Source organism: Enterobacter cloacae complex sp. SHL018, assembly GCF_049237905.1.
Classification (GTDB): domain Bacteria; phylum Pseudomonadota; class Gammaproteobacteria; order Enterobacterales; family Enterobacteriaceae; genus Enterobacter; species Enterobacter hormaechei_C.
Genome location: NZ_JBMKJE010000002.1, coordinates 95,900 through 109,426 on the forward strand (window position 1 = coordinate 95,900; position 13,527 = coordinate 109,426).

At 57.3% G+C, this 13,527-nt stretch carries 11 protein-coding genes; 8 read left to right on the plus strand and 3 right to left on the minus strand.

Going from position 1 to position 13,527, the window contains the following annotated elements:
• Positions 1–262: 262 nt before the first annotated feature.
• From proV to leuA, 8 genes are all read left to right on the plus strand, one after another.
• Positions 263–1,465: a glycine betaine/L-proline ABC transporter ATP-binding protein ProV gene (gene proV, locus ACOTY5_RS10245; RefSeq protein ID WP_015571658.1), complete on the plus strand. Its 1,203-nt coding sequence runs from the start codon at positions 263–265 to the stop codon at positions 1,463–1,465.
• Positions 1,458–2,522 carry a glycine betaine/L-proline ABC transporter permease ProW gene (gene proW, locus ACOTY5_RS10250; RefSeq protein WP_015571659.1) on the plus strand — a complete coding sequence of 355 codons (1,065 nt, stop codon included), beginning with the start codon at positions 1,458–1,460 and terminating at the stop codon, positions 2,520–2,522. Before proV ends, proW begins: the two co-directional genes overlap by 8 nt.
• 9 nt (positions 2,523–2,531) lie before the next feature.
• Positions 2,532–3,527: a glycine betaine/L-proline ABC transporter substrate-binding protein ProX gene (gene proX / locus ACOTY5_RS10255; protein WP_017382774.1), complete on the plus strand. Its 996-nt coding sequence runs from the start codon at positions 2,532–2,534 to the stop codon at positions 3,525–3,527.
• A 204-nt stretch (positions 3,528–3,731) separates the two neighbouring features.
• The gene (locus ACOTY5_RS10260) at positions 3,732–4,916 is read left to right on the plus strand and encodes an MFS transporter (protein WP_023304299.1); all 1,185 of its coding nucleotides are present in this window, start codon (positions 3,732–3,734) and stop codon (positions 4,914–4,916) included.
• 314 nt (positions 4,917–5,230) lie between these two features.
• Entirely contained in the window at positions 5,231–5,761 is a 531-nt protein-coding gene (gene emrR, locus ACOTY5_RS10265) for a multidrug efflux transporter EmrAB transcriptional repressor EmrR (RefSeq protein ID WP_017694792.1), read from the plus strand.
• A 130-nt stretch (positions 5,762–5,891) separates the two neighbouring features.
• Positions 5,892–7,064 carry a multidrug efflux MFS transporter periplasmic adaptor subunit EmrA gene (gene emrA / locus ACOTY5_RS10270; protein ID WP_045141879.1) on the plus strand — a complete coding sequence of 391 codons (1,173 nt, stop codon included), beginning with the start codon at positions 5,892–5,894 and terminating at the stop codon, positions 7,062–7,064.
• 16 nt (positions 7,065–7,080) lie between these two features.
• The gene (emrB, locus tag ACOTY5_RS10275; RefSeq protein WP_006811709.1) at positions 7,081–8,628 is read left to right on the plus strand and encodes a multidrug efflux MFS transporter permease subunit EmrB; all 1,548 of its coding nucleotides are present in this window, start codon (positions 7,081–7,083) and stop codon (positions 8,626–8,628) included.
• A 184-nt stretch (positions 8,629–8,812) separates the two neighbouring features.
• Positions 8,813–10,468 carry a 2-isopropylmalate synthase gene (gene leuA / locus ACOTY5_RS10280; RefSeq protein WP_045141878.1) on the plus strand — a complete coding sequence of 552 codons (1,656 nt, stop codon included), beginning with the start codon at positions 8,813–8,815 and terminating at the stop codon, positions 10,466–10,468.
• Here leuA and ACOTY5_RS10285 read toward each other — a convergent pair.
• The 3 genes from ACOTY5_RS10285 to gshA form a co-directional block, all read right to left on the minus strand.
• Positions 10,455–11,219, minus strand: a complete 765-nt coding sequence (locus ACOTY5_RS10285; protein ID WP_003862181.1) for an AraC family transcriptional regulator — start codon at positions 11,217–11,219, stop codon at positions 10,455–10,457. The genes leuA and ACOTY5_RS10285 overlap by 14 nt on opposite strands.
• A gap of 53 nt (positions 11,220–11,272) precedes the next feature.
• Entirely contained in the window at positions 11,273–11,788 is a 516-nt protein-coding gene (gene luxS, locus ACOTY5_RS10290) for an S-ribosylhomocysteine lyase (protein ID WP_017382778.1), read from the minus strand.
• A gap of 151 nt (positions 11,789–11,939) precedes the next feature.
• Positions 11,940–13,484 (minus strand): glutamate--cysteine ligase, encoded by a 1,545-nt coding sequence (gene gshA / locus ACOTY5_RS10295; RefSeq protein WP_032669330.1) that lies wholly within the window; start codon positions 13,482–13,484, stop codon positions 11,940–11,942.
• Positions 13,485–13,527: the final 43 nt, after the last annotated feature.

Sequence of the window (13,527 nt, forward strand, 5' to 3'; positions counted from 1 at the left end):
ACTGTAATTTCCCCGTCATATTCGCCTGAATCACACCGATTCAGGCGAAATTCTCCCATGCAACAGCAAAAAATTGAGAAAAATTCAAACCGCCCTCAGCCCTTTATTCATGGGAAATTCAGCCGTTTCGCTTGCGGCAAAATTCCGGCCTCAGGCCGGTCCAGGGTTGTCTCAGATTCTGAGTATGTTAGGGTAATGCCAGTTAACTATTTACCATGGTAATCATATCGACATAAACAAATAACAGGACACTCTCTATTGCATGGCAATTAAATTAGAAGTGAAAAATCTTTATAAAGTATTTGGCGAGCACCCGCAGCGCGCATTCAAATATATTGAGAAAGGCCTTACGAAAGAGCAAATTCTGGAAAAAACCGGGCTATCGCTTGGCGTTAAAGACGCCAGTCTGGCCATTGAAGAAGGCGAGATTTTTGTCATCATGGGATTATCCGGTTCGGGTAAATCCACTATGGTTCGCCTTCTCAATCGCCTGATTGAACCCACCCGCGGACAGGTGCTGATAGACGGCGTGGATATCGCCAGAATATCAGACGCAGATCTCCGTGAGGTGCGCAGAAAGAAAATTGCGATGGTGTTTCAGTCATTTGCACTGATGCCGCACATGACGGTACTCGATAATACCGCCTTTGGCATGGAGTTAGCCGGCACGCCCGCTCAGGAACGTCAGGAAAAAGCCCTTGATGCACTGCGTCAGGTCGGGCTGGAAAATTATGCTCATGCGTATCCGGATGAACTCTCCGGCGGTATGCGTCAGCGTGTGGGATTAGCGCGCGCATTAGCGATTAATCCGGACATCTTATTAATGGACGAAGCCTTCTCAGCGCTCGATCCCTTAATTCGCACCGAGATGCAGGATGAGCTGGTAAAATTACAGGCCAAACATCAGCGCACCATTGTTTTTATTTCTCACGATCTGGATGAAGCCATGCGTATTGGCGACCGTATCGCCATTATGCAAAATGGTGAAGTGGTGCAGGTCGGCACACCGGATGAAATTCTCAATAATCCGGCGAATGATTATGTGCGCACCTTCTTCCGCGGCGTGGATATTAGCCACGTATTCAGTGCGAAAGATATTGCCCGTCGAACACCAAACGGCATTATTCGTAAAACGCCAGGTTTTGGCCCGCGCTCCGCGCTGAAGCTGTTGCAGGACGAAGACCGTGAATACGGTTATCTGGTTGAACGCGGCAATAAATTTGTCGGCGTGGTCTCCATCGACTCCCTGAAAACCGCCCTGAGCGAAAACCAGGGAATCGATGCGGCGTTGATTGACGCTCCGCTTGCCGTGGACGCCGAAACGCCGCTCAGCGAGTTGCTCTCTCACGTGGGTCAGGCGCCGTGCGCCGTGCCGGTCGTCGGTGAAGAACAACAGTACGTTGGCATCATCTCAAAACGGATGCTGCTACAGGCTTTAGATCGCGAGGGGACAAACAATGGCTGATCAATCAAACCCATGGGGCACCACTGAAGCAGCGGACAGCGCGGCGCAATCTGCCGATGCGTGGGGGTCGACGCCTGCGCCTGCCGATGGCGGCGGCGCGGCAGACTGGCTCAACAGCGCACCAGCGCCTGCCCCAGAGCATTTCAATATTATGGATCCGTTCCACAAGACGCTGATCCCGCTGGATAGCTGGGTAACGGAGGGGATCGACTGGGTCGTTACCCACTTCCGTCCGGTGTTCCAGGGGATCCGCATCCCGGTGGATTACATCCTGAACGGCTTCCAGCAGCTGATGCTGGGCATGCCCGCGCCGGTGGCGATTATCCTGTTCTCGCTGATCGCATGGCAGTTCGGCAGCGCTGGTATGGGGATCGCCACGCTCATCTCCCTGATTGCCATCGGCGCGATTGGCGCGTGGTCTCAGGCGATGATCACCCTGGCGCTGGTGCTGACCGCCCTGCTGTTCTGCGTGGTGATCGGCCTGCCGATGGGGATCTGGCTGGCGCGCAGCCCCCGGGCCGCGAAGATTATTCGCCCGCTGCTGGATGCGATGCAGACCACGCCAGCGTTCGTTTACCTGGTGCCTATCGTGATGCTGTTCGGCATCGGTAACGTACCGGGGGTGGTCGTGACCATTATCTTCGCCCTGCCACCGATTATTCGCCTGACCATTCTGGGCATTAACCAGGTGCCTGCGGATCTGATAGAGGCATCGCGCTCGTTCGGCGCCAGCCCGCGTCAGATGCTGTTTAAGGTTCAGCTTCCGCTGGCGATGCCGACCATTATGGCAGGTGTTAACCAGACGCTGATGCTGGCGCTGTCGATGGTGGTGATCGCCTCGATGATTGCCGTTGGCGGGTTAGGTCAGATGGTACTGCGCGGCATTGGCCGTCTCGATATGGGGCTGGCGACCGTCGGCGGCGTCGGGATTGTGATCCTCGCCATCATTCTTGACCGCCTGACCCAGGCTGTCGGTCGTGATTCACGTAGTCGCGGCAACCGTCGCTGGTACACCACCGGCCCTGTCGGGTTACTCACCCGCCCATTTACAAAATAAGGAACAACGATGCGACATAACGTACTTTTTGCCACAGCGTTTGCGACCCTTGTCTCCACCAGCGCAGTTGCCGCTGACCTGCCGGGCAAAGGCATTACCGTGCAGCCGGTGCAGAGCACCATTTCGGAAGAGTCCTTCCAGACCCAGATTGTCAGCCGTGCGCTGGAGAAACTGGGCTATACGGTGAATACCGCCAGCGAAGTGGATTACAACGTGGGCTATACCTCCATTGCCTCCGGTGATGCCACCTTTACCGCCGTGAACTGGCAGCCGCTGCACGACGACATGTATGCCGCCGCAGGCGGTGACAAGAAATTCTACCGCGAAGGCACCTTTGTGACCGGCGCTGCGCAGGGATATCTGATCGACAAGAAAACCGCCGATAAGTATCACATCACCAATATTGAACAGCTGAAAGATCCGAAGATCGCAAAACTGTTTGATACCAACGGTGACGGTAAAGCCGACATGATGGGCTGCTCGCCGGGCTGGGGCTGTGAAGCGGTGATTAACCACCAGAACAAAGCCTTCGATCTGGCGAAGACCGTCGACGTGAGCCACGGCAATTACTCTGCGATGATGGCCGACACCATCGCCCGCTTTAAAGAAGGCAAGCCGGTGATCTACTACACCTGGACGCCGTACTGGGTGAGCGACGTGCTGAAGCCGGGCAAAGACGTGGTGTGGTTGCAGGTGCCCTTCTCCTCCCTGCCAGGCGAGCAGAAAGATATCGACACCAAACTGCCAAACGGCATGAACTATGGCTTCCCGGTGAACACCATGCATATTGTGGCGAACAAAGCCTGGGCCGAGAAAAACCCGGCGGCGGCGAAGCTGTTCTCGGTGATGAAACTGCCGCTGGCAGACATTAACGCCCAGAACGCGATGATGCACGCGGGTAAATCATCCGAAGCTGATATCAAAGGCCACGTGGATGGCTGGATCAAAGCCCACCAGCAGCAGTTCGATGGCTGGGTGAAAGAGGCGCTTGAGGCGCAGAAGTAAAACATTTTCCCTCACCCTAACCTCTCCCAGGGGAAGAGGGAACGATGACCACCCTCTCCCCCTGGGAGAGGATCGGGGTGAGGGGATCAAACCGCACCCAACCTTAACCGCACAATCCACCACGTAACAATTCCCCAACATTCACCATCATTGGTTATTATGTTTCCGGAAAAATAATCACTTAACTCACGATTCCTGAAACTAATGACAAAAACAACTCAAGGGCTTAGCCCCGCACTCATCCTTTTAATGTCCGTGGCAACGGGTCTGGCCGTCGCCAGCAACTATTACGCACAACCACTGCTCGACACCATCGCACGCGCCTTCGATCTTTCAGCCAGCTCCGCCGGGTTTATTGTCACCGCCGCACAGCTCGGCTATGCGGCCGGGCTGCTGTTCCTGGTGCCATTAGGCGATATGTTTGAGCGCCGGATGCTTATCGTCTCCATGACACTGCTGGCGGCGGGCGGGATGTTGATCACCGCCAGCAGCCAGTCGTTAACGATGATGATTATCGGTACCGCGCTGACGGGGCTGTTCTCGGTGGTGGCGCAAATTCTGGTTCCCCTCGCCGCGACGCTGGCTTCCCCGGAAAAACGCGGCAAAGTGGTCGGCACTATCATGAGCGGCCTGCTGCTGGGCATCCTGCTGGCGCGAACCGTTGCCGGGCTGCTGGCGAGCCTCGGCGGCTGGCGCACCGTTTACTGGGTGGCGAGCGTGCTGATGGTTATCATGGCGCTGGCCCTGTGGCGCGGCCTGCCAAGGGTGAAGCAGGAAAATCACCTGAACTATCCGCAGCTCCTCGCCTCCGTTTTCAGCCTCTTTACCCGGGATAAACTCCTGCGCACGCGCGCCATTCTGGGGTGTCTCACCTTCGCTAACTTCAGCATCTTATGGACGTCGATGGCGTTTCTGCTCGCCGCACCGCCGTTTAACTACTCAGAAGGCGTGATTGGCCTTTTCGGGCTGGCAGGCGCGGCTGGCGCACTGGGCGCGCGCCCGGCGGGTGGGCTGGCCGACAAAGGCAAATCTCATATGACCACCTCCGCAGGGCTGGTTTTACTCCTGCTCTCCTGGGCGGCCATCTGGTACGGACACGTCTCCGTGCTGGCGCTGATTGTCGGTATTCTGGTGCTCGACCTCACCGTGCAGGGTGTACATATCACCAACCAGACCGTGATTTACCGCGTGAAGCCGGATGCCCGTAACCGTCTGACGGCCGGGTACATGACCAGCTACTTTATCGGCGGCGCGGCGGGCTCGCTAATCTCAGCCTCCGCCTGGCAGCACGCGGGCTGGACGGGCGTATGCGCCATCGGCGCCATCGTCGCGGCGATAAATCTGCTGGTATGGTGGCGCGGCTATCACCGTCAGGAAGCAATTCACTAAGTTTTACATTGCTTTGGGCCCCCTGGGGTGTAAAGGGGGCCTGCATCTGTTAAGGTAACGGTAATCATTTATCCCAGAAATTTTACTGTGGGTGACATATTTACTACCGGCATGAATAGTTCAGACCCCTGTCCTCACATCCCCTCTTTCGCGGGTACACACCCCACGCTCTCTGTGCTCACCGGGTCACGGATTTACCCGGCGCTTTCTGATGGTGACATACGTTTGGCGGATATAACCGCACAAATAATTCATTTACATTATTTGTCACTGTCGTTACTATATCGGCTGTAATTAATGAGGTTATGCCCAAAATGGATAGTTCGTTTACGCCCATTGAACAAATGCTTAAGTTCCGCGCCAGTCGTCATGAGGACTTCCCGTATCAGGAAATCCTGCTGACCCGCCTGTGCATGCACATGCAGGGTAAGCTGCTGGAAAATCGAAACAAGATGCTGAAAGCGCAGGGGATTAACGAGACGTTGTTTATGGCGTTGATTACGCTGGAGTCTCAGGAAAATCACAGCATTCAGCCGTCGGAACTGAGCTGTGCGCTGGGGTCATCCCGTACCAATGCGACCCGTATCGCGGATGAACTGGAAAAGCGCGGCTGGATTGAACGCCGTGAAAGCGATAACGATCGCCGCTGCCTGCATCTGCAACTGACCGAGAAAGGTCACGAATTCTTGCGCGAAGTGCTGCCACCGCAGCACAACTGCCTGCACCAGCTCTGGTCTGCCCTCAGCACCGCCGAGCGCGACCAGCTTGAGCACATTACTCGCAAGCTGCTCACCCGTCTGGACCAGATGGATGAAGACGGCGTCATCCTTGAGGCGCTGCGCTAACGCGACGATCCGCTCAACATTCCAGATTGCTAAAAAGAAAAACTGACAGGCCAGCACGTGAAACTGCTGGCCTTTCTGACAACAGGTCGGCTCAGCCGATGTGAAAATAAAAAGATCGTGGAGAACAACAATGAGCGCAAATGCGGAGAACACCCTCCCGCAGCAACCGGCCAACAAAAAGGGCAAACGTAAAAGCGCCCTTATTCTGCTGACCTTGCTCTTTATTATTATTGCCGTGGCATATGGGATCTATTGGTTTTTAGTCTTGCGTCATGTTGAAGAGACAGACGATGCATACGTGGCAGGGAATCAGGTTCAAATCATGGCCCAGGTGTCAGGCAGCGTGACGAAAGTCTGGGCTGATAACACCGACTTTGTGAAAAAAGGCGATGTGCTGGTCACGCTCGACCCGACCGACGCCCAACAGGCGTTTGAAAAAGCACAGACGGCGCTGGCCTCCAGCGTTCGCCAGACCCGCCAGCTGATGATCAACAGCAAGCAGCTTCAGGCCAGTATCGACGTGCAGAAAACGGCCCTGGCTCAGGCGCAGAGCGACCTCAATCGTCGTGTTCCTCTCGGCACCGCCAACCTGATTGGCCGTGAAGAGTTGCAGCACGCCCGCGACGCGGTGGCCAGCGCACAGGCGCAGCTGGACGTGGCGATCCAACAGTACAACGCTAATCAGGCGATGGTGCTGGGTACCTCTCTGGAAAACCAGCCAGCGGTGAAACAGGCGGCGACCGAAGTGCGTAACGCATGGCTTGCCCTGCAACGTACCAAAATCGTCAGCCCGATGACCGGCTACGTTTCCCGTCGTTCCGTACAGCCTGGGGCGCAGATTAGCACCACCACGCCGCTAATGGCGGTCGTTCCGGCGAACAATCTGTGGGTCGATGCGAACTTCAAAGAGACCCAGCTGGCGCATATGCGTATCGGCCAGACCGCGACCGTGGTCAGCGATATTTACGGCGATGACGTCAAGTACACCGGAAAAGTGGTCGGTCTGGACATGGGGACCGGCAGCGCGTTCAGCCTGCTGCCTGCACAGAACGCCACCGGCAACTGGATCAAAGTGGTACAGCGCTTGCCTGTGCGTATCGAGCTGGAGCCTAAGCAGCTGGCAGACCATCCGCTGCGAATTGGCCTTTCCACGCTGGTGACGGTCGATACCGCCAACCGCGACGGTCAGATCCTCGCAAGCCAGGTGCGCAGTACGCCAGCTTATGAAAGTAACGCCCGTGAAATTAGCCTCGATCCGGTCAATAAGCTGATCGATGACATCGTGAAGGCAAACGCCGGTTAAGCCGAAGGTGAGCGTTATGCAACAGCAAAAGCCGCAAAAACCGCTGGAGGGGGCGCAGCTGGTCATTATGACCATTGCGCTGTCGCTGGCGACATTCATGCAGGTGCTGGACTCCACCATCGCAAACGTGGCGATCCCTACGATCGCCGGGAACCTTGGCTCATCGCTGAGCCAGGGGACCTGGGTCATTACCTCGTTCGGGGTGGCGAACGCCATCTCCATTCCCATCACCGGCTGGCTGGCGAAGCGCGTCGGTGAAGTGAAGCTGTTCCTCTGGTCGACGATCCTGTTCGTGCTGGCCTCCTGGGCCTGCGGCATGTCCAGCAGCCTGACGATGCTGATTTTCTTCCGCGTCATCCAGGGGATTGTCGCCGGGCCGTTGATTCCGCTGTCGCAGAGTTTGCTGCTGAACAACTATCCGCCCGCCAAGCGCTCCATCGCGCTCGCGCTGTGGTCGATGACGGTGATCGTCGCCCCAATTTGCGGGCCAATCCTCGGCGGCTATATCAGCGATAACTATCACTGGGGCTGGATCTTCTTCATCAACGTGCCCATCGGTGCGCTGGTGGTGCTGATGACGCTACAGTCTCTGCGTGGTCGCGAAACGCGGACCGAACAGCGGCGGATCGACGGCATCGGGCTGGCACTGCTGGTTGTCGGCATCGGCAGCCTGCAAATCATGCTCGACCGCGGCAAAGAGCTGGACTGGTTTGCCTCTACGGAAATCATTGTGCTGACGGTGGTCGCCGTGGTGGCCATCAGCTTCCTGATTGTCTGGGAGCTGACGGACGATAATCCGATAGTCGACCTCTCGCTGTTTAAATCGCGAAACTTCACCATCGGCTGCCTCTGTATCAGTCTCGCCTATATGCTCTACTTCGGCGCGATTGTTCTGCTGCCGCAGCTGTTGCAGGAGGTGTACGGCTATACCGCAACCTGGGCGGGGCTGGCCTCCGCGCCGGTGGGGTTAATTCCGGTTCTGCTGTCGCCGATTATTGGCCGTTTCGCCCATAAGCTCGACATGCGCAGGCTGGTGACGTTCAGCTTCATCATGTACGCCGTGTGCTTCTACTGGCGCGCGTATACGTTTGAACCGGGAATGGACTTTGGCGCCTCCGCGTGGCCGCAGTTTATTCAGGGCTTCGCCGTAGCGTGCTTCTTTATGCCGCTGACCACCATTACGCTTTCCGGCTTACCGCCTGAGCGGATGGCGGCGGCATCGAGCCTGTCGAACTTCACCCGTACGCTGGCGGGCTCCATCGGGACTTCGATCACCACCACGCTGTGGACCAACCGGGAATCGATGCACCATGCTCAACTCACCGAAGCGGTGAACCCGTTCAACCCTAACGCTCAGCAGATGTATAGCCAGCTTGAGGGGATGGGGATGACGGAGCAGCAGGCGTCCGGCTGGCTTGCCCAGCAGATCACCAACCAGGGGCTGATTATCTCGGCAAACGAGATTTTCTGGATATCGGCGGGGATCTTCATCGTCCTGCTGGGGCTGGTGTGGTTTGCCAAACCACCGTTTGGGGCCGGTAGCGGGGGCGGTGGGGCGCACTAGCCCTGTGCACGGGTTGCCGGGTGGCGGCTACGCCTTACCCGGCCTACGATCGTAGGCCCGGTAAGCGCAGCGCCACCGGGCAACAATCGCCCCCTTGTCCAAAACGCGACAGCGATTGTCAGTTCCGATAAAGCAGCGCGCCTGAAATCGATTCACGATAGTGAAAAGACAACAGGAGCGCACCATGCTGAACACACCCGCCGAAAAATACCAGCCTTACCCCACCCTTTCGTTGCCCGACCGCCGCTGGCCGGAGCAGATTATCACCCGCGCCCCGCGCTGGCTCTCGACCGACTTACGCGACGGTAACCAGGCGCTGGCCGAGCCGATGGACAGCACGCGCAAGCTGCAATTCTGGGATCTGCTGCTGAGCTGCGGGTTTAAAGAAATCGAAGTCGCCTTCCCGTCCGCCTCGCAGACGGACTTCAATTTTGTGCGTCAGCTGATTGAGGAGAACCGCATCCCGGATGACGTCACCATTCAGGTGTTAACGCAGGCGCGGGACGATCTTATCCGTCGCACTTTCGACTCCCTGCGCGGCGCGAAGCAGGCCACCGTTCACCTGTATAACGCCACCGCCCCGCTGTTCCGCCGTCTGGTATTCGGCATGGAGAAAGCGCAAATCGTCGAGCTGGCGACGCGCGCGACGCGCCTGATTCGTCAGCTGTGTGAAGAGAACCCTGACACCCGCTGGCAGTACGAGTACTCCCCGGAAACCTTCTGCTTTACCGAACCGGAGTTTGCGCTGGAGATTTGTGAAGCCGTGGCGGAGATCTGGCAGCCGTGCGCGGCGCGTCCGATGATCGTCAACCTGCCCGCTACCGTCGAGGTGAGCACGCCGAACGTCTATGCCGACCAGATCGAGTATTTCTGCCGCCACTTCAGCCGCCGCAGTGACGTCTGTATCAGCGTGCACCCGCATAACGATCGCGGTACCGGCGTCGCCAGCGCAGAGCTGGCCGTCATGGCCGGGGCTGACCGCGTGGAGGGCTGCCTGTTTGGTAACGGTGAGCGCACGGGCAACGTCTGCCTGGTGACGCTGGCGATGAACCTCTACAGCCAGGGCATTAGCCCGAATCTGGATTTCAGTGATATGAATCGGGTGGTTGAAACGGTAGAAACCTGCAACCAGCTGCCCGTCCATCCGCGCCATCCGTGGGCGGGTCGTCTGGCTTACACCGCCTTCTCCGGCTCGCACCAGGATGCCATCAAGAAAGGTTTCGATGCCCGTAAGCCTGGCGAACGCTGGGAGATGCCCTATCTGCCCGTCGACCCGCAGGATATTGGCTGTACCTATGAAGCGGTGATCCGCGTGAACAGCCAGTCAGGAAAAAGCGGAAGCGCCTGGCTTATTGAGCAAAACCACGGCCTGAAATTGCCTCGCACCCTGCAACAGGATTTTAGCCAGCACGTGCAGCAGGAAACGGATAACCATGGAAAAGAGATGACGCAGAATGCGCTCTGGCAGCTGTTCCGCGCCCGCTACGGCCTGGTGGCGAGCCCGCCATTAGCGCTGCAATCGTACCGCAGCGACAGCCAGCAGGACGGCCAGCTGCGGCTGACGGCAAGCGTCGCCACGCAAGGGGGCACCCGCCAGCTGGAAGGCCAGGGAAACGGTTTGCTCTCCGCCGCCGCTCACGGCTTAAGCCGCTGGATCAACGCACCGTTTGTGATCAAGGATTATCACGAACATACGTTAGGCGAACGCAGCGACAGCCGCTCGGTGGCCTATATCCGCTGCCTGTTCCAGGATGGGACCAGCCACTGGGGCGTGGGCATCGACAGCGACGTGGCACGCGCGTCGATTCAGGCGCTTTTTAACGCGGTCAGTCGTTCCTGAAGTAATCGCTGGGTGAGAGACCCATTACCCGGCGAAACATTGCCGTAAAGGCGCTGTGGCTGCCATACCCCAGATCCAGCGCCACGCGTAATACCGGCTGGCCCTGCGCCAGCCGCACTAAGGCTTCCAGCAGTCGCGCCCTTCTCACCCACTCGCCGTAGCTCAGGCCTGTCTGCTGCTGAAAATGGCGGTTCAGCGTGCGTTCGCTCATCCCCACAATACCTGCGGCCTGGGCGCTGCTCCAGCTTTCTCCCGGGGCCATTCGAATCTGCTGGCAGAGGTGGCGCAGCGCTTCGCTTTCCGGCTCGGGCAGGTGAAACGGCAGTACCGGCATGAGGCGAATTTCATCGAGGATCAGCTCATAAACACGTTCATCGCGGCTTCCGGGTGCGTAAGATTCAGGAAGCGTAAGGGAGGTCAGGATCAGCTCGCGCAGCAGGGGCGAGATCTGCACGATCTGGCAGGTCGCCGGGAGATCGGCGCGCGCCAGCGGGTCGATAAACAGCGTGCGGGCAGCAACGTTGCCGGTGATGCGCAAGGCGTGCTGCGTACCCGCAGGTAGCCAGACGCCGCGACCGGGCGGCACCACCCAGCAGCCGGATGCGGTATCGACCCGCACGACGCCGGTGAGGCTGTGCAGGAGCTGCGCGCAGTCGTGCTGATGCCACGGCTCGCTGTCGCCATGAGCATAATCATGCGAAAACGGCACAAGCGGGCGATGGGTAAAGGAGAAGGTGGTGGTTGTCGTCATCAGGATTGTAGGCCCGGTCAGCGAAGCGCCACCGGGCATCCACAGGCACGATACTAAATGTGCAGTTCCTGAAGTTTTTCTTTTGGCAGGGCCAGCTCGTCATTGCTGTTTACACGAACATCACGTTCGATGATATGACGGGCAATCTCCTGAGCTTCTTCCAGAGAGTGCATCTGGTAAGTGCCGCACTGGTAAACGTTCAGCTCAGGGATCTGGTTCTGCTCTTTCACCTTCAGCACGTCTTCCATCGCCGCTTTCCACGCATCCGCGACGCGTTTCTCATCAGGCTGACCAATCAAGCTCATGTAGAAACCGGTGCGGCAGCCCATCGGAGAGATATCGATGATCTCCACGCCGTTGCCGTTCAGGTGGTCGCGCATGAATCCGGCGAACAGGTGTTCCAGCGTGTGAATGCCTTTCTCTGGCATCACTTCTTTATTGGGCACGCAGAAGCGCAGGTCGAAAACGGTGATCGTGTCGCCGTGCGGCGTGTTCATGGTCTTCGCCACGCGGACTGCTGGTGCTTCCATACGGGTATGGTCGACAGTAAAGCTATCTAATAACGGCATACGTCACCTCCGATAGTGATTTTTTTAAAATAAACTGAACTCTTCTACAGAATGCGCGTCTGAGTATATGAAAGACGCGCATTTGTTATCATCATCCCTGAATTCAGAGATGTATATTTTGGCCACAGCGATGTGGCCTTTTTCTTTTGGTTCAGGCCTGCTTCGCCAGAAACGCCTCAAACGACTCCGTATCCGCCGCTTCGACCTCTTTCTGACGCACAACGGACGCATCACGCTCTGCCACAAAATCCGCTTCGCTCAGGATCTCTAACGGCTCCTGCATCAGCATCTCACGGTACTCCGCTGAGAGTGAACGCCCTGTGCCACCAATTCCCTGCTCAATCATTGAACGCAGAATACGTGCTGAGAATGTCAGTTCCGGGTTATCAAAGCTTTCAACCAGTTCGTCGCAGACTTTCTGGTAAGCTTCGCCGCCGTACACGCTGTCCAGCGTCTGGGCTACGCGCTTCAGGTCATGGAACAGATCCTTCCCTACCTTAGACAGTGGGAACTGAGCCGTTTCACAGCCAATACCTAACGTCAGACCCGGCTTGCGCCCTTCCAGAATCACGCGATTCCAGTTGGCACGGGTACACAGCAGTTCGTCGGAACTCATTTCCGGCGCATCGGCCAGTACGCACCAGACCATAAACAGGTCAAGGAAGCGAACCTGCTGTTCGTCAACGCCAATCGGTGAGAACGGGTTGATATCCAGCGAGCGCACTTCAATGTATTCGATCCCGCCGCGCTGTAGCGCATCCGACGGCGTTTCACCGCTGCGCGTCACGCGCTTCGGACGAATCGGCGCATACAGTTCATTTTCAATCTGCAACACGTTAGTGTTAATTTGCAGGCGCTTACCGTCTTTTTCGAGGCCGATTTTTTCGTACTCTTCCGACGGGGTTTTTATCGCCCGCTTCAAGCCTGCCACATATTCGTGCAGATCGTTAAACGTAATTCCGAGATTACTTTGCGATTTATTGGTATAGCCAAGGTCGCTCAGGCGCAGGGAGGTCGCATACGGCAGGTAATACATGCCACATTCGGTCTTCTCGAACGGCAGCGTGGTCGGTTTCCCTTGCAGGAACGAAGAACAGACGGCCGGTGACGCGCCGAACAGATACGGAATAACCCAGCCAAAACGGTAGTAGTTGCGGATCAGGCGGAAATAGCCCGCGGAGATCGCTTCTTTATCCGTTTCACCGCACTTCGCCTGCCAGAACGCCATCGGCAGAGAGAAATTGTAGTGCACGCCAGAGATCGTCTGCATCAGTGCGCCGTAGCGATTTTTCAGTCCTTCGCGATAAAGCGTTTTCAGCCGACCAATATTCGAGGTGCCGTACTGCGCCAGCTCGATATCCTGCCCCTGCTCGATATAGCACGGCATGCTGAGCGGCCACATACGCTCGTCGCCGAGGTTGCGGGCGGTGAAGCGATGCACGTCGCGCATGATCGTCAGCATATGATCAATATCACCGTCTACTGGCGTGATGAACTCCAGCAGCGCTTCGGCGAAATCGGTTGTGATCCATTTATGTGTCAGCGCCGAGCCTAACGCCTTCGGGTGTCCCGTAGTCGCTAAGCTACCATCCGCATTTACGCGCAGCGTTTCGCGCTCAAGCCCACGCTGAATCCCCTTCAGTGCCTGAGGGTGATTTTCCAGCCAGGCCAGCGCCTGTGATACGTCCGGGATCAATTTGACCTCCCGCCTGTCAAAAAATTGTCACTCAGCATAATTG

Excerpts from the sequence above, each read along its gene's own strand:
- proW (WP_015571659.1), top strand. The coding sequence starts at position 1,458 with ATGGCTGATCAATCAAACCCATGGGGCACCACTGAAGCAGCGGACAGC.
- ACOTY5_RS10260 (WP_023304299.1), top strand. The coding sequence starts at position 3,732 with ATGACAAAAACAACTCAAGGGCTTAGCCCCGCACTCATCCTTTTAATG.
- leuA (WP_045141878.1), top strand. The coding sequence starts at position 8,813 with ATGCTGAACACACCCGCCGAAAAATACCAGCCTTACCCCACCCTTTCG.
- luxS (WP_017382778.1), bottom strand. The coding sequence starts at position 11,788 with ATGCCGTTATTAGATAGCTTTACTGTCGACCATACCCGTATGGAAGCA.
- emrA (WP_045141879.1), top strand. The coding sequence starts at position 5,892 with ATGAGCGCAAATGCGGAGAACACCCTCCCGCAGCAACCGGCCAACAAA.
- emrR (WP_017694792.1), top strand. The coding sequence starts at position 5,231 with ATGGATAGTTCGTTTACGCCCATTGAACAAATGCTTAAGTTCCGCGCC.
- ACOTY5_RS10285 (WP_003862181.1), bottom strand. The coding sequence starts at position 11,219 with ATGACGACAACCACCACCTTCTCCTTTACCCATCGCCCGCTTGTGCCG.
- emrB (WP_006811709.1), top strand. The coding sequence starts at position 7,081 with ATGCAACAGCAAAAGCCGCAAAAACCGCTGGAGGGGGCGCAGCTGGTC.
- proV (WP_015571658.1), top strand. The coding sequence starts at position 263 with ATGGCAATTAAATTAGAAGTGAAAAATCTTTATAAAGTATTTGGCGAG.
- proX (WP_017382774.1), top strand. The coding sequence starts at position 2,532 with ATGCGACATAACGTACTTTTTGCCACAGCGTTTGCGACCCTTGTCTCC.